The organism is Shewanella sp. BJSY2023SW007 (genome assembly GCF_047314525.1).
GTDB lineage: Bacteria > Pseudomonadota > Gammaproteobacteria > Enterobacterales > Shewanellaceae > Shewanella > Shewanella chilikensis.
Map to the genome: position 1 here is coordinate 25,547 of NZ_JBKORL010000068.1, position 21,482 is coordinate 47,028.

The 21,482-nt window shown below is 50.6% G+C and carries 21 protein-coding genes; 17 read left to right on the forward strand and 4 right to left on the reverse strand.

The genetic code is table 11. The features are described 5' to 3' along the window. Positions 1 to 375: 375 nt before the first annotated feature. Positions 376 to 1,341 (forward strand): 23S rRNA pseudouridine(955/2504/2580) synthase RluC, encoded by a 966-nt coding sequence (gene rluC / locus ACMHXE_RS10445; protein ID WP_226564049.1) that lies wholly within the window; start codon positions 376 to 378, stop codon positions 1,339 to 1,341. A gap of 21 nt (positions 1,342 to 1,362) precedes the next feature. Further along, positions 1,363 to 2,007: an HAD-IA family hydrolase gene (locus tag ACMHXE_RS10450; RefSeq protein WP_413732189.1), complete on the forward strand. Its 645-nt coding sequence runs from the start codon at positions 1,363 to 1,365 to the stop codon at positions 2,005 to 2,007. A gap of 95 nt (positions 2,008 to 2,102) precedes the next feature. Here ACMHXE_RS10450 and ACMHXE_RS10455 read toward each other — a convergent pair whose 3' ends face one another. Both ACMHXE_RS10455 and ACMHXE_RS10460 read right to left on the reverse strand, forming a co-directional pair. Then, the gene (locus ACMHXE_RS10455; protein ID WP_413732191.1) at positions 2,103 to 3,086 is read right to left on the reverse strand and encodes a PAS domain-containing protein; all 984 of its coding nucleotides are present in this window, start codon (positions 3,084 to 3,086) and stop codon (positions 2,103 to 2,105) included. 215 nt (positions 3,087 to 3,301) lie between these two features. Next, positions 3,302 to 3,949, reverse strand: coding sequence for a Maf family protein (locus ACMHXE_RS10460; protein ID WP_413732192.1), 648 nt, complete (start codon positions 3,947 to 3,949; stop codon positions 3,302 to 3,304). Between the two features lie 274 nt (positions 3,950 to 4,223). Between ACMHXE_RS10460 and yceD the strand changes: the two genes are divergently transcribed. From yceD to ACMHXE_RS10515, 11 genes are all read left to right on the forward strand, one after another. Beyond that, positions 4,224 to 4,748 carry a 23S rRNA accumulation protein YceD gene (gene yceD / locus ACMHXE_RS10465; RefSeq protein WP_101055158.1) on the forward strand — a complete coding sequence of 175 codons (525 nt, stop codon included), beginning with the start codon at positions 4,224 to 4,226 and terminating at the stop codon, positions 4,746 to 4,748. A gap of 16 nt (positions 4,749 to 4,764) precedes the next feature. Further along, a complete protein-coding gene (rpmF, locus tag ACMHXE_RS10470) occupies positions 4,765 to 4,935 on the forward strand; it encodes a 50S ribosomal protein L32 (protein WP_025009546.1) in 171 nt (56 codons plus the stop codon). A gap of 15 nt (positions 4,936 to 4,950) precedes the next feature. Continuing rightward, complete coding sequence (plsX, locus tag ACMHXE_RS10475) at positions 4,951 to 5,979, forward strand: phosphate acyltransferase PlsX (RefSeq protein WP_234556468.1); 1,029 nt, start codon at positions 4,951 to 4,953, stop codon at positions 5,977 to 5,979. Between the two features lie 9 nt (positions 5,980 to 5,988). After that, positions 5,989 to 6,948: a beta-ketoacyl-ACP synthase III gene (locus ACMHXE_RS10480; protein WP_039033288.1), complete on the forward strand. Its 960-nt coding sequence runs from the start codon at positions 5,989 to 5,991 to the stop codon at positions 6,946 to 6,948. Between the two features lie 129 nt (positions 6,949 to 7,077). Beyond that, positions 7,078 to 8,004, forward strand: a complete 927-nt coding sequence (gene fabD / locus ACMHXE_RS10485) for an ACP S-malonyltransferase (RefSeq protein ID WP_286996658.1) — start codon at positions 7,078 to 7,080, stop codon at positions 8,002 to 8,004. 10 nt (positions 8,005 to 8,014) lie between these two features. Further along, complete coding sequence (fabG, locus tag ACMHXE_RS10490; protein ID WP_039033287.1) at positions 8,015 to 8,761, forward strand: 3-oxoacyl-ACP reductase FabG; 747 nt, start codon at positions 8,015 to 8,017, stop codon at positions 8,759 to 8,761. 163 nt (positions 8,762 to 8,924) lie between these two features. Then, entirely contained in the window at positions 8,925 to 9,158 is a 234-nt protein-coding gene (acpP, locus tag ACMHXE_RS10495; protein WP_006081231.1) for an acyl carrier protein, read from the forward strand. Between the two features lie 192 nt (positions 9,159 to 9,350). Continuing rightward, entirely contained in the window at positions 9,351 to 10,589 is a 1,239-nt protein-coding gene (fabF, locus tag ACMHXE_RS10500; protein WP_413732195.1) for a beta-ketoacyl-ACP synthase II, read from the forward strand. A gap of 160 nt (positions 10,590 to 10,749) precedes the next feature. Continuing rightward, positions 10,750 to 11,118, forward strand: a complete 369-nt coding sequence (locus ACMHXE_RS10505) for a hypothetical protein (RefSeq protein WP_413732197.1) — start codon at positions 10,750 to 10,752, stop codon at positions 11,116 to 11,118. A 70-nt stretch (positions 11,119 to 11,188) separates the two neighbouring features. Continuing rightward, positions 11,189 to 11,668, forward strand: a complete 480-nt coding sequence (locus ACMHXE_RS10510) for an acyl-CoA thioesterase (protein ID WP_165564990.1) — start codon at positions 11,189 to 11,191, stop codon at positions 11,666 to 11,668. A gap of 211 nt (positions 11,669 to 11,879) precedes the next feature. Further along, the gene (locus ACMHXE_RS10515; protein ID WP_101055150.1) at positions 11,880 to 12,758 is read left to right on the forward strand and encodes an NAD(P)-dependent oxidoreductase; all 879 of its coding nucleotides are present in this window, start codon (positions 11,880 to 11,882) and stop codon (positions 12,756 to 12,758) included. A gap of 80 nt (positions 12,759 to 12,838) precedes the next feature. Here the strand turns inward: ACMHXE_RS10515 and ACMHXE_RS10520 are convergent, their stop codons facing one another. Both ACMHXE_RS10520 and ACMHXE_RS10525 read right to left on the reverse strand, forming a co-directional pair. Continuing rightward, positions 12,839 to 16,138 carry a DUF748 domain-containing protein gene (locus ACMHXE_RS10520; protein WP_413732199.1) on the reverse strand — a complete coding sequence of 1,100 codons (3,300 nt, stop codon included), beginning with the start codon at positions 16,136 to 16,138 and terminating at the stop codon, positions 12,839 to 12,841. Between the two features lie 280 nt (positions 16,139 to 16,418). After that, a complete protein-coding gene (locus ACMHXE_RS10525) occupies positions 16,419 to 16,805 on the reverse strand; it encodes a VOC family protein (protein ID WP_101055146.1) in 387 nt (128 codons plus the stop codon). 595 nt (positions 16,806 to 17,400) lie between these two features. On the opposite strand from ACMHXE_RS10525, the gene abiEi reads away from it, so the two are divergent. From abiEi to pgsA, 4 genes are all read left to right on the forward strand, one after another. Further along, positions 17,401 to 17,925: a type IV toxin-antitoxin system AbiEi family antitoxin gene (abiEi, locus tag ACMHXE_RS10530; RefSeq protein WP_101055144.1), complete on the forward strand. Its 525-nt coding sequence runs from the start codon at positions 17,401 to 17,403 to the stop codon at positions 17,923 to 17,925. A 241-nt stretch (positions 17,926 to 18,166) separates the two neighbouring features. After that, positions 18,167 to 18,811: a UvrY/SirA/GacA family response regulator transcription factor gene (uvrY, locus tag ACMHXE_RS10535; protein ID WP_025009635.1), complete on the forward strand. Its 645-nt coding sequence runs from the start codon at positions 18,167 to 18,169 to the stop codon at positions 18,809 to 18,811. Between the two features lie 91 nt (positions 18,812 to 18,902). Further along, a complete protein-coding gene (gene uvrC, locus ACMHXE_RS10540) occupies positions 18,903 to 20,732 on the forward strand; it encodes an excinuclease ABC subunit UvrC (RefSeq protein WP_101055142.1) in 1,830 nt (609 codons plus the stop codon). A gap of 47 nt (positions 20,733 to 20,779) precedes the next feature. Next, entirely contained in the window at positions 20,780 to 21,328 is a 549-nt protein-coding gene (gene pgsA / locus ACMHXE_RS10545) for a CDP-diacylglycerol--glycerol-3-phosphate 3-phosphatidyltransferase (protein ID WP_039033280.1), read from the forward strand. Positions 21,329 to 21,482: the final 154 nt, after the last annotated feature.

A 21,482-nucleotide genomic window follows, 5' to 3' on the forward strand; every position in this document is an offset into this window, starting at 1 on the left:
ATAAATTCTTCAATAATAATCCGGTAATGCCGAAGTCGAGCCTTGTCGTTTGATGACGAGTTAACATTAACTTTCGAAAACAGCATAGTGGCGGCTTGAAAGTGGTCTGAATTTCGTGTTTCCGTCCAGGTTTAACCGTAAAAACAATTTTTTCAGTAGTGTTCTTTTATATACAGTTTGCAAATCAATTATTTGCGACCTCGGAGGTCAGACATCGCTCAAGCGCTTTCCACTGTTCGAACCGTTCATAGATTGAGCAAAGGCTCATCAATACGCAGGGTTCGCCGCTGAAATATAGCTGAATTCAAAAAAATCGGCAATCAAAAGCCTCAACATGTTGTACAATAGCGCGCCCCGAACCGCAACATAAGTGTTATGAAAACCGAGACGCCATCACCCAATCAGCAAGTTCGCCTGGTGACCATTGACGAAGACAATGTTGGCCAGCGCATTGATAATTTTCTGCTCAGCAAGCTCAAGGGTGTACCCAAGAGCATGATCTATCGCATAGTGCGTAAGGGCGAAGTCAGGGTCAACAAGAAACGGATAAAGCCTGAATACAAGTTGGCCGAAGGGGACCTGGTACGTATTCCGCCGGTTCGGGTCAGTGAAGAAAACTATCGCACTGCGCCATCCGCGAATCTTGAGCGGGTATCGCGCCTAGAAGACAGAATTCTTTTTGAAGACAAGCATATTCTGGTACTGAACAAACCTGCCGGCATCGCCGTACACGGTGGCAGTGGTGTGGATTACGGCGTGATTGAAGCGCTGAGGTCCCTGCGACCGCAGCAAAAGTTTCTCGAGTTGGTGCACCGTCTGGATAAAGACACCTCCGGAGTGCTTTTGGTCGCCAAGAAGCGCAGCGCGCTAAAGCACCTGCATGACCAGCTCAGGCATAAGCAGATGCAAAAAGATTATCAGGCGCTGGTTCGCGGTGAGTGGCAAAAGCACGACAAGGTGGTTAAGGCGCCACTGCTGAAGCTGACGCTCAAATCGGGTGAACGTATTGTACGGGTGAATACCGAAGGCAAGGCCTCGGAAACTCGTTTCAAAATTTTGCAGCGTTATGACGGTGCCACGCTGGTGCAGGCGAGTCCGGTAACCGGCCGTACTCATCAGATCCGGGTGCACTGCCAGTATGCCGGCCATCCAATCGCCTGTGACGAAAAGTACAGTGAGCAAAAGTTTGATGACAGCATGCGGGCACTCGGGTTGAACCGCCTGTTTCTGCATGCGGCGCAACTTAAGTTCACTCACCCTGAGACAGAGACTGAAATGACAGTGCAGGCCCCCCTGGATCCTGTACTGCTCATGTTGTTGGATAAACTCACTCGGATATAGGAAGAAATAAGGAAACAGGCCATGAAGGCATACGAGTTACTGATATTCGATTGGGACGGCACCCTGATGGATTCGATAGGCAAGATTGTCCGCTGTATGGAAAATACGGCAAAGGCCATGGCATTGCCTATACCCTCTGAGCAGGCCGTACGTGACATCATTGGCCTATCGATGACAGAGGCTCTGCAATGCCTCTACCCAGCAGGAAGTGTTGACGAATATCAGGCGCTCAGAGAGGAATATAAACAGCAGTTTCTGCTGCTTGATACCACGCCGACACCGCTTTTCAGTGAAACACCGGCACTGCTGTTACAGCTTCGCAGTGAGAAGTATCTGTTGGCGGTGGCGACAGGTAAGGCTAGAGCCGGTCTTGAACGCGTACTGCGGGAAACCGGGCTTGGAGACTTCTTTCACGCCAGCCGCAGTGCAGATGATGCGAGAAGTAAACCCCACCCGGATATGCTGCAACAGTTATTGGTTGAATTAAAGATAGCGCCTGAGAGAGCCTTGATGGTGGGTGATTCGGTACACGATCTCAATATGGCTACCGGTGCCGGTATGGATGCCATTGGGGTCAGTTATGGCGCCCATAGCCGCGAACGCTTACATGAAGCGGCGCCAAAGGCCATTATCGATAGTCCATTGGGGTTGTTGCAACATCTGTGATCTTCATTGGAATCTTTACCTAAGCACATCCTTTAAAGGCCTGCATTTGCAGGCCTTTTGCTTACTGTATTCTGCTAAAAAAGTGGCGTGCAATTTCAGGAGTTGGCGGTTTTTAACTCCGGGCATAATTTTGGGCTCAGGCTCTCTGCGTTTAGGTTCTCAGGGCTTAGGTTCTTTGTACCAAGGCTCCCGGTGTTAAGGTTCAATGCTTCAGTGCCCAGACTGGATAATGCCAGCGCCGACAGGCGGGTGATGTCGTGGGACGAGACTACGACACCGCAAATTTCGCCGGCATCATTGATGCAGGGGGAGTGTCTTACACTCATCAGCAGCGGCGCTGCCAGATGCGGTGGATGCAACCAATGATTGGCTTCAGGTGTTTCGCCGTTAAAGGCCCGTTCAAGTAGCGGCCGGATCTTCTTCTCAAATGTCTTTCCACCGTGCAGCTCAGCTATATGCTTACCTATTATCTCCTCTTTGGCGCGGTTGAAAAGCTGCTCATACCCTTTGGAGACCATACGGTAGCAATAGTCGGTACCGATAAATGCCAGCAGATGATCTGTGGTGGCTATCATCTGCTTGTGCATGGCGAGCTCGCGATTGACTAACATTCTGTGATATTCGAGCCCGATACGTTGGGCCAAGATCCGAAAAAACTCTTTTGACTTTGCACTTTCGGCCTGGGGCAGGGTATCTAGCACAAAAATATGGCCGACCGGTTTGCCATCGCTGCCGAGGATCAGCTCGGCCTGATAACTCTGGGCGCCTATCTCGCGGAACAGGCTAAAGTGGGGAAAACGTTTTTGCAGATCACGGGCGTGGAGTAGATGAGTGCAGATTTCCTGTTGTTGATAGAGAGACTCACAGGGAGAACCCGCCAGTTCATAATCAAACCCAGGGAGGGACTGTTTGTTGTCACAAAAGGCGATGACCTCGCCTTGTGAGGCGTTTTTAAGTCGGCCAAAACCTGCCCAGCGACATTGGGTCACCAAAGCGAGTGCGCGCAGTGCCCGTTGAAAAAAACGCTTATCTGTACAGGGAGCAGCCAGTAGAGCCAAGGCTTCTTCGGTATCTGTCATCTTTTCACTCTACAGGGGGTCATCAAAAGAAATATGTTGATTAATTGTTATTATAGTAGAGTGAAAGCCCCGTGGTCGCACGTAAATTTACCTTGTTGAGATAAGATTCAGACGCATCCAACATCTATATCATATTGTTTCAATATGGCGCATGTATCTTGGCGAGCGAGCTACAAGCAAAGAGAAGCAAGAGTGCAATTCAGTGTTTGAATGCTTTAGCTTCCGGACGATGCAGCATCTCCCAATACTTTGATACCCTGACGGGAGAGCATTTCGATGAGCAGGATTAAGGGTAAACCTACTAGTGTGTTGGGATCTCGTCCTTCAAGGGCCCGAAACAGGGCAATGCCCAAGCCTTCACACTTAAAGCTGCCGGCACACCAGAGCGGTTGCTCGCGGCGAACATAGTCGGCGATTTCATCTTGGCTCAGGTTTCTGAAATGCACAGTGAAAGGTTCGACTTCCACTTGAGTTTGGCCGCTGTGGCTGTTATAGAGCGCCAGCCCGGTATAAAAGGTGATGCTTTTCCCCGAGGCGGCCTGTAATTGTTTGCAGGCTTTCTCTTCAGTCAGTGGCTTGCCGACGATTTGACCATCAATCACAGCGACTTGATCTGACCCTATCACCAGTGCGTTGCTTAACTGTTTTGCCCCGGCCTGCGCTTTGGCTGCTGCCAGACGCTTGACCAAATCAAAGGCGGCTTCTCCAGGCAGGGGCGTTTCATCCACTTCAGGAGCCACACACTCAAACGCCAAATCCAATTTTGCCAATAGTGCCTTTCGATAGCTGGAGGTTGAGGCTAAAATCAACTGAGGTTCTGTGGGGGAAACCGCGGCCTTGGTGCTGTCATCTTGGTGGGTCATATCTTGGGTTCCAAAGCGATGTGAGGGCGGATATTGTCGCCAAATTTGCCAATGCCTGGCAAGAGTGGCTTTGAGATGAGATGACTGGCTTTATTTTGCGCGGCAACGGCTTGTGAAGAGTCCTGTGCTTGGGTAGAATTCGGCGTCCGTCAATTTCGAACCCGTTGGAACAGGCCTATGATGGCGAGGACTGCACAGGTTTTATTTCCTTTGCGAGCCACATCATCATTTTTCCTTTGACTCCGGCGGTTTCAAACTATAATATGCGCGCCTTATGCAAACAGTAAAGATACCGGTTTCAATTGATCCCATTCGTGCTGCGACCAGTCGCCTTAGCTATCAAGGTGTTGTTCCTGGTACGCAACTGAAGCGATTGAATGAATTATGTGCCGGCGACTGTTCCGATGTGACAGTGTCAATTGAGTGTGGTGTGGATTTACAGGGGATAGTCTACCTGAAAGGGAAGGCTGTGACGGAGCTCACTCTGCTATGTCAACGCTGCATGACACTATTTACCACAGAGGTTACGGTCGAGTTTAGTTTCAGTCCTTGCCGGAATGAAGCTGAAATCGATGAGCTCCCGGATGCGTATGACCCTATTGAGTGCAATGAAATTGGCGAAGTTCGTCTGCATCAATTGATTGAAGATGAATTGATACTGGCTATGCCCTTGATACCGACCCATGACGAAGATGAATGTCATACAGGTTCCAAGGATGTGGCCATAGGCGAGATTGAAGCCGCTCAAGAGGAGCGTCCAAATCCGTTTGCAGTGTTAGAAAAACTGAAGAGCAAGTAATCCAGGAGACAGATCAATGGCTGTACAACAGAATAAAAAATCTCGTTCAAAGCGCGGTATGCGCCGTTCACACGATGCACTGAGCACTGCTCAGCTGTCTGTAGACGCTACCAGCGGTGAACTGCATCGTCGTCACAATGTGACTGCTGACGGTTTCTACCGTGGCAAAAAGGTAATCAACAAGTAAGTTGTTGATTGTCTTATGACGAGTCTGACGCTTGCGTTAGATGCGATGGGTGGCGACCATGGCCCCCACGTGACTGTGCCTGCAGCCCTGCAGGCACTTAAATTATATCCGGATCTCAGGTTTATTCTGGTTGGTGATCAAGACCAGATACAACCATACCTGGCCCAATGCGGGCAAGACATTACCGATAGAATTGAACTTAGACATACCACTGAAGTGGTCAGTATGTCTGACAGGCCAGTGCATGCTTTGCGTTGTCGGCGTGACAGCTCCATGCGTCGGGCGCTGGATGCTGTGCATAAAGGTGAGGCTCAGGCGTGTGTCAGCGCGGGTAATACCGGTGCCTTGATGGCCATGGCCAAGGTGGTGCTAAAGACGCTGCCGGGCATAGACAGACCCGCGTTGGTCAGTTGTCTTCCCACCATCAACCATAAGCCAGTCTATCTGCTGGATCTCGGGGCCAATGTGTCTTGTGATTCAGATACTTTGTTCCAGTTTTCCGTCATGGGTTCAGTACTCTGCGAAGCCGTGACCAAACAACCCAGACCCAAGGTCGCGCTGCTCAATGTCGGCAGCGAAGAGATCAAAGGCAACGACCAGGTGCAGCAGGCTGCCCAGTTGTTGCAACATACTCCTCAAATCAATTATCAAGGTTTTATCGAAGGGGATGAGATTTACCGCGGCAAAGTCGATGTGATTGTCTGCGACGGTTTTGTCGGTAATATTACCCTGAAAACTTCAGAAGGCATTGCCAGACTGTTGATCCATCAGCTTAAGGAAGGGCTGACCCGAGGCTTTTTTGTACGCATGTTGGCCAAATTTTTGGCTCCCAGTATTCAAAGCGTGCTGAAACAGATGAACCCCGACCACTATAACGGAGCAAGTCTGATAGGATTGCGCGGAATAGTCGTCAAGAGCCATGGGAATGCGGATGAAACTGCCTATTTACAAGCGATTAGCTTGGCAGTCACTGAAGCAAGACGTCGACTCCCAGAGATGATCAAGCAGCGTCTCGAGTCGATACTTTTAGATATAAACAGCTGATTTCTCCTTATGCATACAAAAATTCTTGGAACTGGCAGTTATCTGCCGGCGCAGGTGCGTAGCAATCAGGATCTGGAAAAAATGGTGGAAACCAGTGACCAGTGGATTGTTGAGCGCACGGGTATTTCTGAGCGTCGGATCGCTGATGCCAGTGAAACGGTTGCCACTATGGGTTATCAGGCGGCGTTGAAGGCCATTGAAATGGCAGGCATCGAAGCCGGCGAACTCGATATGATTATCTGTGGCACCACAAGTGCGGCAAATGCCTTTCCGGCTGCCGCCTGTGAAGTGCAGGCCATGCTAGGGGTTCATACCATCCCCGCATTTGATGTCGCGGCCGCTTGTTCCGGCTTTGTCTATGCGCTGTCGGTTGCCGATCAGTTCGTGAAAACCGGTGCGGCCAAGAAAGTGCTGGTAATAGGCGCCGATGTGCTTTCCAGGCTCTGTGAGCCGGAAGACAGAACCACCATTATTCTCTTTGGTGATGGTGCCGGTGCCGCCGTGGTGGGCGCCAGTGAAGAACCGGGGATCATCTCTACCCACATCTATGCCGACGGTCGTCATGGTGAACTGCTCAAATGCGCCTTTCCGCCCAGAGCCGGAGAAACCTCTGAAGCCGTGGGCTTTATGACCATGAAGGGCAACGATGTCTTCAAGGTCGCCGTCACTCAGTTGTCCCATGTGGTGACAGAAACCCTGAGATTGAATAACGTCGACAAGTCAGAAATAGATTGGTTGGTGCCACATCAGGCCAATTTCCGCATTATTAATGCCACAGCCAAGAAATTGGACATGAGTCTTGATAAAGTGGTGCTGACGCTGGCCAAACATGGCAATACTTCAGCTGCCTCAGTGCCGATTGCACTGGATGAAGCGGTGCGCGATGGCCGCATCAAGCGCGGGCAACTCCTGCTGCTTGAGGCCTTTGGTGCCGGTTTTGCCTGGGGTAGCGCTTTGGTTCGCTTCTGATACTCAGTGCCTACTTGCTTCGCACAAGTGAGTAGGACGTCTCAATGCATACTAGTTGATCTGCCGGGCAGATCAGTAGACTCGGGCAGCGGCACCCGCTTTGCTGCCTGCAATCATAGGTAAATGAATATGGAAAATTTCGCTTTCGTGTTCCCGGGACAAGGTTCTCAGGCTGTAGGCATGCTTGCTGATCTTGCCGAAGGCTATCCGGTCGTGACCGAGACTTTTCGTGAAGCCAGTGAAGTGCTGGGTTACGACTTGTGGCAGCTTGTCCAGCAAGGTCCGGCCGAAACTCTTAACGAGACTGACAAGACCCAGCCTGCCTTGCTGAGTGCCAGTGTCGCTCTGTATCGCGCCTGGCAAGCGGCCGGCAAAGCCGCGCCCAGCGTGATGGCGGGTCATAGCCTAGGTGAATACTCGGCGCTGGTATGTGCCGGGGTGCTCAAGTTTACCGATGCCGTTAAGTTGGTTGAACTGCGTGGCAAGTTGATGCAACAAGCCGTTCCTGCCGGAACCGGCGCCATGTTTGCCATCATAGGCCTGGATAACGACGCTATTGCCAAGGCCTGTGAAGACAGTGCTGAAGGCGCTGTGGTTAGCCCGGTTAACTACAATAGCCCAGGCCAGGTGGTGATTGCCGGTGAAAAAAACGCAGTTGAGCGCGCCGCCGCAGCCTGCAAGGCTGCAGGCGCCAAAATGGCGGTTGCCTTGCCTGTGAGCGTGCCTTCCCATTGCGCTTTAATGAAGCCCGCTGCCGATAAATTGGCCACTGCTCTGGGTGATATCGAATTTAGCCAGCCGCAAATCCCCGTAATCAACAATGCGGATGTCGCCCAGCCTCAAGATGCTGCTGATATCCGTGATGCCTTGGTTCGTCAGCTATACAGCCCTGTGCGCTGGACCGAAACCGTGGAAGCCATGGCTGCCATGGGCGTCACCGAGCTCTATGAGGTGGGTCCGGGTAAAGTCTTGACCGGGCTTTGCAAACGCATTAACAAATCCCTTACTGCCAAGGCAGTCAACGATGCCGCTTCTTTGGCTGCATTGATCGAATAAGGAGCTTTTCATGAGCGTAACATTAGACTTAACCGGCAAGATTGCCCTGGTTACCGGCGCCAGCCGTGGTATTGGCAAGTCGATTGCAACGACTCTGGCCGAAGCCGGTGCCACAGTATTCGGTACTGCAACCAGTGAGCGTGGCGCCGAAGCCATCTCGGCTTATTTGGGCGATAAGGGCCAGGGTTTGGTGCTGAATGTCACAGATCCACAATCTGTTGAAAATTTATTTGCCTCGATCAAAGAAAAAGCCGGCGATGTTGATATTCTGGTGAACAACGCTGGCATCACCCGTGACAATTTATTGATGCGGATGAAAGAGGATGAGTGGCAGGATATCCTGGACACCAACCTGACGTCTCTTTTCAGGTTATCCAAGCCAGTGATGCGCTCAATGATGAAGAAACGTCATGGCCGTATCATCAATATTGGTTCTGTGGTAGGTACCATGGGCAATGCAGGCCAAGTAAATTACTCTGCGGCCAAAGCGGGTTTGATCGGATTTACAAAATCTCTCGCCAGAGAGGTTGCATCTCGTCAAATTACAGTTAATGCTATTGCTCCTGGTTTTATCCAGACAGATATGACGGATGAGCTGACAGAAGATCAGCAACAGGCCATCATGTCCCAGGTTCCAATGGAGCGCTTGGGTCAGGCACAGGAAATTGCCAACGCCGTGCTCTTTTTGGCCTCGGATGCTGCTGCTTACATCACTGGGGAAACCTTGCATGTAAATGGCGGGATGTATATGGTTTAAGGGCGAATGGCAGGGATACTGTCGCAATTGGGTGGTGATCTGCAGCAATTGAGGGCTTAAAATCGTGGTTAGACCACAAATTCTAGGCTTGCAATGTTGGTCAAATCTAATAAACTACTCGCAATCTTACGCAAGTGCGTAATTTGAATAGGAAAGAAAACTAATGAGCAACATCGAAGAACGTGTAAAGAAAATCATCGTAGAGCAACTGGGCGTTAAAGAAGAAGACGTTAAGCCAGCAGCTTCTTTCGTAGACGATCTGGGTGCAGATTCTCTGGACACTGTTGAGTTGGTTATGGCTCTGGAAGAAGAGTTTGATACCGAGATCCCTGATGAGGAAGCTGAGAAAATCACTACCGTTCAGGCAGCGATCGATTACGTTTCCAAGAATCAGTAATCCAGAATTCCAGAAAACAGGCGGCATAATTGCCGCCTGTTTTTGTTTTCGCCCCGTCAGTTTCTGGTTGTACCAGTATCAGCCGATGCATTATCGTGTCTTGTGACCATTCGGCTGCTGGCCGGAGGCAATGGTAGGCTGCAACAGTTTGGCCTATCATGGTAATTCACCCGTTAATCTAAGGTGGACACAGTGACTAAACGTCGAGTTGTTATCACTGGCCTGGGTCTGGTGACCCCGGTCGGCAACACAGTGGACAGCACCTGGCAAGCCTTGCTGGCAGGTCAGAGCGGTATCGCACCTATCACCAAGTTTGATGCCAGAGAATTCAGCACCCGTTTTTCAGGCTCAGTCAAAGATTTTGACGTAGAGCAGTATCTGTCCCGTAAAGACGCCCGCAAGATGGATCTCTTTATTCAGTATGGTATGGCTGCCGGCATTCAGGCCATGCGCGACTCTGGATTGGAGATGGATAAAGAAGATCCCAGTCGAGTCGGAACCGCTATCGGCGCCGGTATGGGCGGCATGTGGTTGATTGAGCAAAACCACAGCGCCTTAATGGCCGGTGGCCCACGTAAAATTTCCCCCTTCTTTGTGCCCAGCACCATTATCAATATGATTGCTGGTCATCTGTCGATTATGTACGGCATGACAGGCCCTAACTTTGCGGTGACAACCGCCTGTACCACAGGGGTTCACAACATAGGTTTTGCAGCCCGAACCATAGCTTATGGCGATGCCGATGTGATGGTGGCCGGTGGCGCAGAAGATGTCACCTGTCCACTGGGCGTTGGGGGCTTTGCTGCAGCCAAGGCTTTGTCTACCCGTAATGATGACCCTCAAGCGGCCAGCCGCCCATGGGATAAAGACAGAGACGGTTTTGTTATCGGCGACGGCGCCGGGGTACTGGTACTGGAAGAGTATGAGCGCGCCAAGGCTCGCGGTGCCAAGATTTATGCCGAGCTGGTTGGTTTCGGTATGAGCGGCGATGCCTTCCATATGACCTCACCTCCAGCCGATGGCGCCGGCGCTGCGGCAGCCATGAAAAATGCGCTGAGAGATGCAAGCCTGGCACCCGAAAGCATAGATTATATTAACGCTCACGGTACTTCTACGCCGGCGGGCGATAAGGCCGAAGCGGCGGCAGTGAAGTCCATCTTTGGCGATCATGCCTACAAGCTGATGGTGAGCTCCACCAAGTCGATGACGGGTCATTTGCTCGGTGCTGCCGGGGCAGTGGAAACCATTTTCTCTGTATTGGCCCTTAAAGATCAGGTAGTTCCGCCTACCATCAACCTGGACAATCCGGATGAAGGTTGCGATCTGGACTTTGTTGCCCATACCGCACGTCAGACCAAGGTAGAGCATGTGCTATGTAACTCTTTCGGGTTTGGTGGCACCAATGGTTCCTTGTTGCTGAAGCGAGTTTAAGATTCAACGTCTTGAAAAAGCGCCTGATGGCGCTTTTTTTAGCTTTAAAATCAGTTAGTCATATGCTCAAGGTAAACCCAGAATTAACCTTTGTTCATCTCTATTGGCATTCTTTGAATATAGCGCCAGAATCCCGCCAAATGATTCTGGAGTTTTCACTATGCTCAATCCTGCAATGTTTCCTATTATGGCTATGCTCGGGGCGATTGCTGCCAATTTGACTGAGTTGGTACGGGGAGAAAACAGCCGCTGGCAACCGGCGATGGAGATTGGTGTTCGCACTTTCAGTTTGGCCATCGCCGCCTATACAGTGCTCTGGTTTGCCTTACTGACAGCGGCGGTTTATGCCGGTGGTGATGCCGATGTGATGGCCGGGGTAGAGGTGCTGGGTATCTTCCTGCTGGCGATGGGAATTTACTCACTGTTTCATCTGTCCCGTTTTATCAATAGCAAAGTGCAGCTGTGGATCTATCGGCTGGCCTTACTTCTGGTGATTGGCGGAAGTTTCCTGGTATCTAAGTTTGGGTGATCGCGAAATTTTCGCGTACACTCTCAGCCAAGTGCGGTCAGCAGACCGCCAAGCCTGATGAGAGGATCCTATGGCAGGAACAGAGAGACAGATAACCCTGAGGTTTTTGGCCGAGCCCGCAGACGTCAACTTTGGTGGCAAGGTACACGGCGGCGCAGTAATGAAGTGGATTGACTTAGCAGCCTATGCCTGTGCGGCCGGTTGGAGCGGTAAATACTGCATCACGGTTTACGCCGGTGGGATCAGGTTTGTCAAACCTATTCATGTGGGCAATATAGTGGAGGTGAGTGCCAAGGTGATCTATACCGGTAGTACCTCCATGCATATAGGTTTGGATGTAAAGGCCGGCGATCCCAAGGATTCAGAGCGTCAGTTGACTACTCACTGTATCGTCATCATGGTGGCGGTAGACGATGAAGGTAAACCAACGCCTGTGCCTGAATGGCAGCCGATATCGGCAAGAGACATAGAGCTTAGGGATTCGGCAATCAAGTTGATGGAGATGCGTAAGAAAATCGGTGCGGAAATGGAAGCACACGTTCATCCTTAAGTTTTGATTTCAAGAGCCACATTCGTGGCTCTTTTCTGTATGCGGGATGCTGAGTTTGCCCGTATCAACTTCTCCTTTAGATTGCCCCATGGCAAAATGCGGCTTAAACATCGGCTCGAATTGTCACTCTTGGCTTTATGCCAAAGGTTTTGAAGCATGGCCGGCAATCGGGCCAGCCTGTTCCCGCACTTAAAACAATCAAGGAAATATCATGGCGAATGTCGCATTTCTCGGTCTAGGTGTTATGGGGTATCCCATGGCTGGGCATCTGCAAAAACAGGGACACCAGGTCACTGTTTACAACCGTACTTTCTCCAAGGCTGAGGCCTGGGCGGTAGAGTTTGGTGGGCGCTGCTGCGCAACTCCGGCCCAAGCTGCCGAGGGGCAGGACATTGTTTTTGCCTGCGTCGGCAATGATGATGACTTACGCCAGGTTGTGCTGGGAGAAGAGGGCGCTGTGCATGGTATGGCTCCGGGCAGTATCTTTGTCGATCACACTACAGCCTCATGCGATGTGGCGCGGGAGTTGGCCGCTTTGCTGGCCGAGAAGGAAATTGCTTTTATGGACGCACCTGTTTCCGGCGGTCAGGCCGGTGCCGAGAATGGGGTGTTGACCATTATGGCCGGCGGCTCTGAAGCGGTATTTGCGCGGGTAAAACCTGTGATGGCTGCTTATGCCCGCTGCGCCGAACTATTGGGAGATGTTGGCGCCGGGCAGTTGACCAAGATGGTCAATCAAATCTGTATCGCTGGGGTGGTACAAGGTTTGGCCGAAGCCATGCATTTTGCCAAGAGCGCCGGGCTCGATGGCGAAAAGGTGGTTGAGGTGATCAGCAAAGGCGCGGCCCAGAGCTGGCAGATGGAAAATCGTCACAAGACCATGCTGAAGGGGGAGTATGATTTTGGATTTGCGGTGGACTGGATGCGCAAAGATTTAGGTATAGCCCTCAATGAAGCCAGACGTAATGGTTCGCATCTGCCGCTGACTGCCATGGTTGATCAGTTTTACGCAGAAGTGCAGGCAATGGGCGGCAATCGCTGGGATACTTCCAGTTTGATGGCGCGTCAGGAAAAGTGTCGCAACAAGTAATCCCCTGATAAGAAAGTCTGATCTCAGATCTGGATAAAAAGGCGCGCATGCGCGCCTGGTTCCGGGGATATCGATATTGATTACTCGGCATTCAGCGACAAAATTGCCTGAGAAGCATCCTGTTTCATCTCTGTTTTACTGTCCAGCAGGAAGACTCTTTCCGGGGCGACGGCTGCGCTGTCCACCAGGAAGGCTTTAATGGCCTGGGCCCTGGCCTGAGCCAGATTAGCCAGCTCGTTATTGCTGATCTCCTGAGCGCTGAGCAGTTGGTTGTAAAGGCCCATATGCCAGACGGTGAGCAGGGTATCTTCATCGACTCTTTCACCGTTGGCCTTTTCGGCAAGTCTTTGCTTCACTTTGTCTTTTTCCGCATCGGCATCCAGTTTGAGCTGTTGCTCGAACAATTCCACCAGAGCATCTGCCAGCTTACCCTGGGTAGGGAATCGACTGGCGCTCAGTTCATCCGGCAGGGCTGTAAGCTTGCTGGCCTTGAGTAGTTGCAGCTGCAGTTTTTGCTCTGCCAGCGCCTCACTGTCTTCCCGCTGCGCCACGCTGCCTTCAATGCTCAATTGCAGCTTGGGCCTGTCATCCAGCGCCTTGGCCAGCTTGCTCAGCTTATCTTCGGCGTCAGCGTCCAGTGTGGCTATACCGGGTTGGAAAGCGACCAGGTTCAGCTCTTCATCACTGCCAACCAGACCGGCCAATAAAGAGAAGGGGGCGGTGACCGCCTTGGTGATGACATTGGTGATGGCGGTCATCACTATACTGCCGAAGCTGAAACTTGGACTGTCGAGATCGCCTGAAACCTGTAAGCCAAGATCTATCACCCCATGTCTGTCCTGCAAAAGGGCGATAGCCAAGGTAATCGGCAAACTGGTGGCCAGATCGGAATCACTGGGTTTACCCAGCTTAAGTTGATCTATCACCAGATGATTGTCTCCCTTCAGCTGGTTGTCTTCCAGTTGATAGTTGAGTGCCAAAGACAGCTGCCCCTTGTCTATATAGTAACCGGCATAGGTGCCCGAATAGGGATTCACCGAGGTCAATTCGACACTCTTGAATACCAAATCCAGATCCAGATAAGGTTTTTCCAGCAGCGGGTTCACTTCCCCCTTTAAGGTGACTGGAGCATACTTGTCTATCTTGCCCTTGATATCGACACTGGCCTTGGTTCCCGGGGTAGAGGACAGCTGGCTTATCTTGCCTTCCAGCGCCTCGATACCTGAAGCAAAGTTAGGAGTGAGGGAGTTATCGGCGAAATAGGCCGAGCCGTTGTTGATGGCAATGCTGCCGATATCCAGTTTAAATGCCTTATCAGCCGAGGCTTTGGCGTTGGTTTTTGTCTTGGCGGCCGTTTGCTGCGGCGCTTCGATTGTTTGGCTTTGCTTTGTCTGCGACTGAGCCACTGAGTTTTCACCAAGAGGTTCGGCGCGGATCAGCTCGCCGATATTAGTGCGCTTATCTTCGGTGATCATCACCTTGGCATATGGCTTATCCAGCAATATATTACTGATTTTGAGGCTGTTTGCTTCGGAATCAAAGCTCATCTCATCTATGGCCATATTCTGCCATTTCAGCAGAGGCTCAAATGCCAATCCATCCTTGATAAGCAGTTTGCCAATTGCGGCTTGTCCCTGAAAATGGGCCTTACCCTCAGCGTTGGCAATGAACTTGCCCTGAGTGCTCAACTTGCCGCTTTCAAGCTGCATATTGAGATAGGGCGCCAGATAGGGTTGGAACTGCTGCAGCTCCAACTCAGTCAGCGCCAGCTCGCCATTGACAGTGAATGCCTTGGCATCTATCGCGCCTGTGGAGCTGAACTGGCCTTGGCTGGTTTCCGGTGGGTTTTGGGCATCAGAACTCAGCGCCAGCTGCAACTGGTAGTTTATGTTTCCTTCGAAATTGGAACGCACTGGACCTGTGGTGATATCCAATGGATAGACACGCCAGTGGACACCATTGCTTTGCTGCTGCTCAAACAGATTGAGATCTGTATCTTTGAGACTGATTTTGCCAATAGTCAGCAGCCATTGCTTGTCTTGCTCCAGGGCTTTGTTTGTCTCTGAGGCTTTATGCGCTGTGGCTTTCTCTCGCGCTGTAGCATTATCTTCTACTGTGGCTTTTTCTTTCGCTGTGACTTTTTCTTTCGCTGTGACTTTTTCTTTCGCTGTGGCCTTATTTTGCGCCTCGGTTTCAGTTGCCGCCTTTGGTTGGGCTACCGCTGGTTCCACTTGAGCCTTGGCCGCGGTGTTATCTGGCTTGGCATTTGTGGCTGGCATAAAGAGCTGCTGTAGATCCAGCCCTTGCTTATCCAGGCGGGCATCGGCCCATAGGCCTTGCAGCGCCAGTTCGTCGATATCGACACTTTGGTTGTCGCCGTCCACCCGAATGTTATCCAGCGCCAACAGCGGTAACTTGACTCTGGCTTGCTGTTGGTCGGAGAACAGCAGATTTTCCAGAATAAACCGCCCCTTGTGGGTACTGTAATGCAGTTGCTCTTGTTGCTGTTTCAACTGGTACTGACTTTGGAAGCTGAGTTCGCCGTCACTGAGTTTGGCAGCGATAAGCCCATCGGCAAACGGCCAGAAGGGTAGCAGGGAAATTTTGGCCAGTTGCAGCTCGCCGGTGATTTCAAGTGGCTGCAGTTGAAATTGTCCCTGAGTCTGCAATTGTCCGTTGTCGCTGCCGGTCAAGGATAGGGCATAGCGGTTGGCATCTTTCGCCAGTATAGGTTTGTTCTCGTCTTCCGGCAAACTGAGGCTATAAGCCTTGGTATCCAAAGCTTGCAGGCTGAAATTAAGCTCGTCGTAACTAAGCTCTGTATTGGCGACCTTATCCATATAAGCGAACTTACCCTCTGTTACCCGGATGTCCCGGGCAATAACTCTGGGCGGTTCGGTGGCGTCTTCTGTTGCCTCGGCTTGTGGTGCTTGATTGACTTCAAGGTGGGCAAGCATATCGCTGAAGTTGAATTGAGCTTGGTCATCCTCTGACGCAAGCCTTTGCACATTCACTTGTGGTTCAACGAGATAGATATGATCTATGGCGATGGCCCCTTGGGTCAGTGAGCGCCAAAATGCCAGTTCCAACTCAAGCTGTGTGAAAGACATAAAGACTTGCTGTGGGTTGCTCTCCTGCAGGACGAAATTATCCAGGCGGACTCTGAGAAGGAAGGGGTTGATGCTGATATCCTTCAGGCTGGCCTGACGGCCGAGCAGTTGTTGCAGTTGCTTGGGGGTTTGCGACTTTATCACCCATGGAGCAAGCCCACCAAGCAGCAGGGCGTAGAGGCTATACCCGAGGAGAAGATAGATGCTTGTCTTGATGGCGAGCGGCGCCTGGCGAAAGCGGGAAAAGAGCTGAGTCAGCACATTGGGCATAGCGGTGTGAGATCCCTTGAAGCAGGTTTGCAGCAAAAATTTGGCGTTATTCTAACGCGTATTCGGCATGCTTTGTAAGTCACTTCTGAACCTATAATCTTTGTTATCCGGCCCTGATACATGTGTCATACAAAAAAGAAAATATTGCTAATTCAAGTTGCAATAATTAACAATTTTTTGCTGAACATTTCATCTGTAAGAGGGCGATACCCCAGGCCGGAAAAGTCCGGTATGTTCCGGGTCAACATAGCAAACCCAAACCATAGCTGCTGTTCGTTACTTATGCTTTGGGGCTGCTGTAAGTGATGGCAGCGATAATGGCTCCGCAGGGATCCTTTATCCAGCAAAATCGGCCTACTTGGGGAATATCTTCCGGACCAAAAAGAATATCGCCTCCTAACTCTTTGGCCTTGATAGCGACGGCGTCGATATCCTTCACGGTAATATAGCCGGTCCAGTTGCTAGGCATGGCTGGCGCCGGACTGTCAGTAATACCGCCTATGCTGATGCCGTCATTTTCTATAATGTGGTAGGGGCCTTGTGGTAACTGCATTTTTTTGAAACTCCATCCAAAAATCTCACCGTAAAACCGCATTGCCCGTTCGGAGTCACTGGCGGTTAGTTCATGCCAGCTCAAGGCTCCATGGGTGGTAAAAGGGGAGTTCATAGATAGGTTCTCCTGAAGCAGGGAGGTTGAAATCGCGCTTTTTTAGCGATTTGGTCTGGTTTATCAAACCCGTGGTGAGTTCAGTTTTGAGTTTAGCCGAATCAACCGTGTTTTGCGGTTTTCTTCGAATTGAAGTCGTAAATGTACAAGGCATCAGTGTCTTTAAGGCGTGTAATAGTGGTCGTGATATGAGTCCTGAAAGCAGATTTGAACGTGTTGGTTTTCCTGCCTGGGACGATATTTGAGACTTGGCATCAAAACATCTGTGGACCAATGTCTGAGCCAGTATCTTTGGAATTGATCAAGTGCAGCCCTTGGCCTTTTCTTGCTTTGAGGATCATCAACTGAGCCTTGATCAGCAAATAGCTGTTTGTTTTCGGGTGTCGGCTGGGATATCTATCGTTTTTGCTGCGCGTATACGCTGGGGGATTCCTGCACCATTATTCAAAGGCTGATTTAGACTGCTCCGGGCAAAGGATTGCAGCGTTCAGCGTTATAAAGAGGGCTGTTTAGTCAGGCAAGGTCAGCTACCAATAGATCTTAAGTGGACAGTTAGGTATTCTATCATTAACTTTTAAGTTGACTTGATGGCGTTATGGATATCAGTACTGCTTTGCAACGGCTACATCGTTTTGACCGTCAAGGTATCTATGTTTACACCAAAGGGAATCTCAGGCGGGTGTTTTTCGATGATACCCAGGAAGCATTTAAACAAAGCCTGCCTAGGTTGATAAAGCAGGGGATCCTGGAAAGACCCTGCCGCGGTGTATACCTGTTTGCGCTGAGCCGACGAGATTGTTTTGCGGTGGAGCATATCGCCTGTGCGCTGCGGCGTGGTGAGTATAACTATGTTTCGCTGGAATCGGCCCTGTCTGAATATGGTGCGATTTCGCAGATCCCTATCAGCTACCTTACTGTGATGACCACAGGTCGAAAGGGGGTATTCAAGACTCCCTATGGCACTATCGAATTTACCCATACCAAGCGCGATGACATGGATATTTTGCACAATACCATCAAAATTCCGCAAAGACCGCTGCGTATTGCTACAGAAGCGGCTGCCTTGAGAGACCTGAAGCGGGTTGGTCGAAACTTACATATGTTGATAGAAGAGGATTGAAGCTGGCTATGACGCTGTTTTGGATGGTATTTCATTGCATTTGCAAGCAAATTCCTCGGCAACAAAAAACAAGATTGTTGCACACTGATGACAAATGGTACCGATATACGAATGAGTTTCTTTTATAATCATAAAGTTAACTTGCGCTTTTCTATTGTTGGCAGATGGGCTAAATTATCCCAAAGGCTTCGAAGAAACAGGGCTACACAAAAAGGCCGACAATAATTAAGGTGGGTTGAAGTTGATATCCGTATATTTGGTGGATGACCATGAGTTGGTCAGAACCGGGATCCGCCGGATCCTTGAAGATGAAAAAGGCATTAAAGTTGTAGGAGAAGCTGGTGATGGTGAAGCTGCTGTGCAGTGGAGCCGGCAGAATGAAGCCGATGTGATTTTGATGGATATGAATATGCCCGGAATAGGGGGGCTTGAAGCAACCCGGAAAATTCTGCGTTATCAGCCTCATGCCAGAATCATAGTATTGACAATCCACTCAGAGGATCCCTTCCCGACCAAGGTGATGCAGGCCGGAGCTTCCGGTTATTTGACCAAGGGAGCCAAGCCGCCGGAGGTGATCCAAGCTATTCGACAGGTAGCTCACGGTCAGCGATATCTGTCACCGGAAATTGCCCAGCAGATGGCCTTGAGCCAGTTTGATCAGACGGATGAAAACCCTTTCAAATCTCTGTCTGAGCGGGAACTGCAGATCATGATGATGATCACCAATGGTGAGAAGGTCAATGATATCTCCGAGCAGTTGAACCTCAGTCCCAAGACAGTTAACAGCTACCGCTATCGCTTGTTTGCTAAACTGGGGATCAGCGGTGATGTGGAGCTGACCCGGTTGGCGATTCGTTATAAAATGCTCGATACCGGGCAGTTCTGATTTACACAGGGAGCCATGGCTCCCTCTTTCTTTTGTTGTTTTCTGTCCCTGAAATCTTTATCTCCTCAGCCGTTATTCATAGAGTGGGTTCATGCCGCAGGAATTCAATCCCAAGCTTTTTCTTAAAAATCTGACCTCGGCACCGGGCGTCTATCGTATGTACGACAGTGCCGGTAGTGTGATTTATGTGGGCAAGGCCAAAGATCTCAAGAAACGGCTATCGTCTTATTTTCGCAAGAATCTTCCTAATGTGAAGACTCAGGCGCTGGTGTCTCATATCGCTAATATCGATGTGACACTGACTCACAGTGAAACCGAAGCGCTGATCCTGGAAAACGATTACATCAAGCAGTACTTGCCGAAATACAATGTGCTGCTCAGGGATGATAAGTCTTACCCCTTTATTTTGCTGAGCCAGCACAGGCACCCCAGGCTCGCCTACCACAGGGGACCGCAGCGGGAGAAGGGGCAGTATTTTGGGCCTTATCCCAATGGTGGTGCGGTGCGTGAAAGCCTGCATTTGATGCAGAAGCTGTTTCCTATTCGTCAATGTGACGATCTCTACTACAAGGCGCGCTCGCGTCCCTGTTTGCAATACCAGCTCAAGCGTTGTAGCGCTCCTTGTGTCGGCAAGGTCTCTGATGAGGAATATCAGGAGCAGGTCAAGCTGGCAACTCTGTTTCTCAAGGGCAAGGATCAGCAGGTGCTCAGCGCCTTGGTCAAGAAAATGGAACAGGCGGCCGAGTCCATGGCTTATGAACAGGCGGCACGCTATCGGGATCAGATCATGGCGCTCAGGCGGGTGGCTGAGCAGCAGGAAGTGTCATCCAGCCATGGTGATCTTGACGTGATTGGGGTGCACTACGCCTCAGGGGTGGCCTGTTTCCATCTGTTGTTCATTCGCGAGGGTAAGATTTTTGGCAGTCGCAGTTATTACCCCAGCGTGCCGGCGCAGACCGAAATGGCTGAAGTACTCAGAGCCTTTATGCTGCAGTTTTATCTCAATGTTGATATTCAGCGTACTATCCCGCGGGAAATTCTCCTGAGTGACGGCTACGAGGAGTTGGAAGAGTTGGAACAGGTGCTGATGGAAGCGCTGAACAAGAAAGTGGCCATCCGCACCCGAGTCAGGGGTGACAGAGCCGGTTATTTGCGCCTGGCCAAGACCAATGCTACCAATGCGGTCAATACCAAGCTGGCCCACCGCAATACGGTGGAGCAAAGATTTCTGCTGCTTGAAGAGGCGCTTGAACAAAGCACCCCGATTAAACGTATGGAGTGCTTCGATATCAGTCATACCATGGGGGAGAGCACTGTGGCTTCCTGCGTGGTGTTCAATCGCGAAGGGCCGGACAAGAGCGAGTATCGGCGTTACAACATCAAGGGTATTACCCCCGGAGATGATTATGCGGCGATGAAGCAGGCCTTAACTCGCAGGTTTGATAAGGTCAGTGCCCAAGGCAAGATCCCGGATATCGTTTTTATCGATGGCGGCCTTGGGCAACTCAGAATGGCTCAGGAAGTGGTTAACGAGAAGTTTGTCGGCATAGAGGCCGTACCTACGCTTATTGGGGTCGCCAAAGGCGAAAGCCGCAAACCCGGCTTGGAAACCCTTATCTTCGGTGATACCGAAGAGAGCTTTTCACTGCCGGATGATTCGCCGGCGCTGCATCTTATTCAACATATTCGTGATGAATCCCACAGGTTTGCGATTACCGGTCATAGAAATAAACGTCAAAAGACCCGCAACACCTCAAGCTTGGAGTCTATCCCGGGGATTGGTCCCAAAAGACGCAAGGCTTTGCTGCAATATCTGGGCGGATTACAACAAGTGAAGGGGGCAAGTGTGGCAGAATTGGCAAAAGTGCCAGGGATCAGTCCAGAAATGGCTCAAACGATACACGATGCATTGCGGGGGTAGTAAAAATCAGGCAAGATTGGCGCTGCTTTTGATTATTTGGTTTTATCATGCCGTTTAATATACCCATCGCCCTTACCTGGTTTAGGTTGTTCTTACTGCCTGTTTTTGTTCTGGTATTTTACTTTCCGTACACTTGGGCGCCGTTTGTTGCTGCATTTGTTTTCTGGCTTGCAGCTATTACCGACGCCTTGGATGGGTATGCGGCCCGTAAATTGGAGCAGTCCACTCGTTTCGGTGCCTTCCTTGACCCAGTAGCCGATAAGTTGATGGTGACCACGGCTTTAGTGCTGTTGGTCGAAGATTACAACACTATCTGGCTGACCTTGCCGGCGATGTTCATGATAGGACGTGAGTTGGTAATATCAGCACTGCGTGAGTGGATGGCAGAGATAGGTAAACGCGGTGCTGTGGCGGTATCCTGGATCGGTAAATACAAGACTGCTGCCCAGATGGTGGCAATTATCGGCCTTATCTGGAAGCAAGGTGATTGGATGATATATGCCGCTTACGCCTTACTCTATGTGGCAGCTTTCTTAACCTTCTGGTCGATGATCAGCTATATCAAAGCGGCCTGGAAGGATCTGATAGCCGGTTAAAAGGCGCTAATTTGTACCTGGTTGCACAATAATGTTTCGATAAGATTATTTAGTGTCCAAGCAAACAGTTAAGCACTAATTCTTCGTTGACAGTCAGGGTTAAAAGCGTAGAATGCCAATCCGTAGTCAGGGCAGGCTCTGAATACGAAGCAAG

What these genes read in the sequence shown, in the direction of transcription:
- uvrC (WP_101055142.1), top strand. Translation starts at nt 18,903, where the DNA reads ATGCCGCAGGAATTCAATCCCAAGCTTTTTCTTAAAAATCTGACCTCG.
- fabG (WP_039033287.1), top strand. Translation starts at nt 8,015, where the DNA reads ATGAGCGTAACATTAGACTTAACCGGCAAGATTGCCCTGGTTACCGGC.
- ACMHXE_RS10450 (WP_413732189.1), top strand. Translation starts at nt 1,363, where the DNA reads ATGAAGGCATACGAGTTACTGATATTCGATTGGGACGGCACCCTGATG.
- ACMHXE_RS10520 (WP_413732199.1), bottom strand. Translation starts at nt 16,138, where the DNA reads ATGCCCAATGTGCTGACTCAGCTCTTTTCCCGCTTTCGCCAGGCGCCG.
- ACMHXE_RS10515 (WP_101055150.1), top strand. Translation starts at nt 11,880, where the DNA reads ATGGCGAATGTCGCATTTCTCGGTCTAGGTGTTATGGGGTATCCCATG.
- fabD (WP_286996658.1), top strand. Translation starts at nt 7,078, where the DNA reads ATGGAAAATTTCGCTTTCGTGTTCCCGGGACAAGGTTCTCAGGCTGTA.
- ACMHXE_RS10455 (WP_413732191.1), bottom strand. Translation starts at nt 3,086, where the DNA reads ATGACAGATACCGAAGAAGCCTTGGCTCTACTGGCTGCTCCCTGTACA.
- ACMHXE_RS10525 (WP_101055146.1), bottom strand. Translation starts at nt 16,805, where the DNA reads ATGAACTCCCCTTTTACCACCCATGGAGCCTTGAGCTGGCATGAACTA.
- acpP (WP_006081231.1), top strand. Translation starts at nt 8,925, where the DNA reads ATGAGCAACATCGAAGAACGTGTAAAGAAAATCATCGTAGAGCAACTG.
- pgsA (WP_039033280.1), top strand. Translation starts at nt 20,780, where the DNA reads ATGCCGTTTAATATACCCATCGCCCTTACCTGGTTTAGGTTGTTCTTA.
- ACMHXE_RS10460 (WP_413732192.1), bottom strand. Translation starts at nt 3,949, where the DNA reads ATGACCCACCAAGATGACAGCACCAAGGCCGCGGTTTCCCCCACAGAA.
- ACMHXE_RS10480 (WP_039033288.1), top strand. Translation starts at nt 5,989, where the DNA reads ATGCATACAAAAATTCTTGGAACTGGCAGTTATCTGCCGGCGCAGGTG.
- rluC (WP_226564049.1), top strand. Translation starts at nt 376, where the DNA reads ATGAAAACCGAGACGCCATCACCCAATCAGCAAGTTCGCCTGGTGACC.
- yceD (WP_101055158.1), top strand. Translation starts at nt 4,224, where the DNA reads ATGCAAACAGTAAAGATACCGGTTTCAATTGATCCCATTCGTGCTGCG.
- ACMHXE_RS10510 (WP_165564990.1), top strand. Translation starts at nt 11,189, where the DNA reads ATGGCAGGAACAGAGAGACAGATAACCCTGAGGTTTTTGGCCGAGCCC.
- rpmF (WP_025009546.1), top strand. Translation starts at nt 4,765, where the DNA reads ATGGCTGTACAACAGAATAAAAAATCTCGTTCAAAGCGCGGTATGCGC.
- plsX (WP_234556468.1), top strand. Translation starts at nt 4,951, where the DNA reads ATGACGAGTCTGACGCTTGCGTTAGATGCGATGGGTGGCGACCATGGC.
- abiEi (WP_101055144.1), top strand. Translation starts at nt 17,401, where the DNA reads ATGGATATCAGTACTGCTTTGCAACGGCTACATCGTTTTGACCGTCAA.
- ACMHXE_RS10505 (WP_413732197.1), top strand. Translation starts at nt 10,750, where the DNA reads ATGCTCAATCCTGCAATGTTTCCTATTATGGCTATGCTCGGGGCGATT.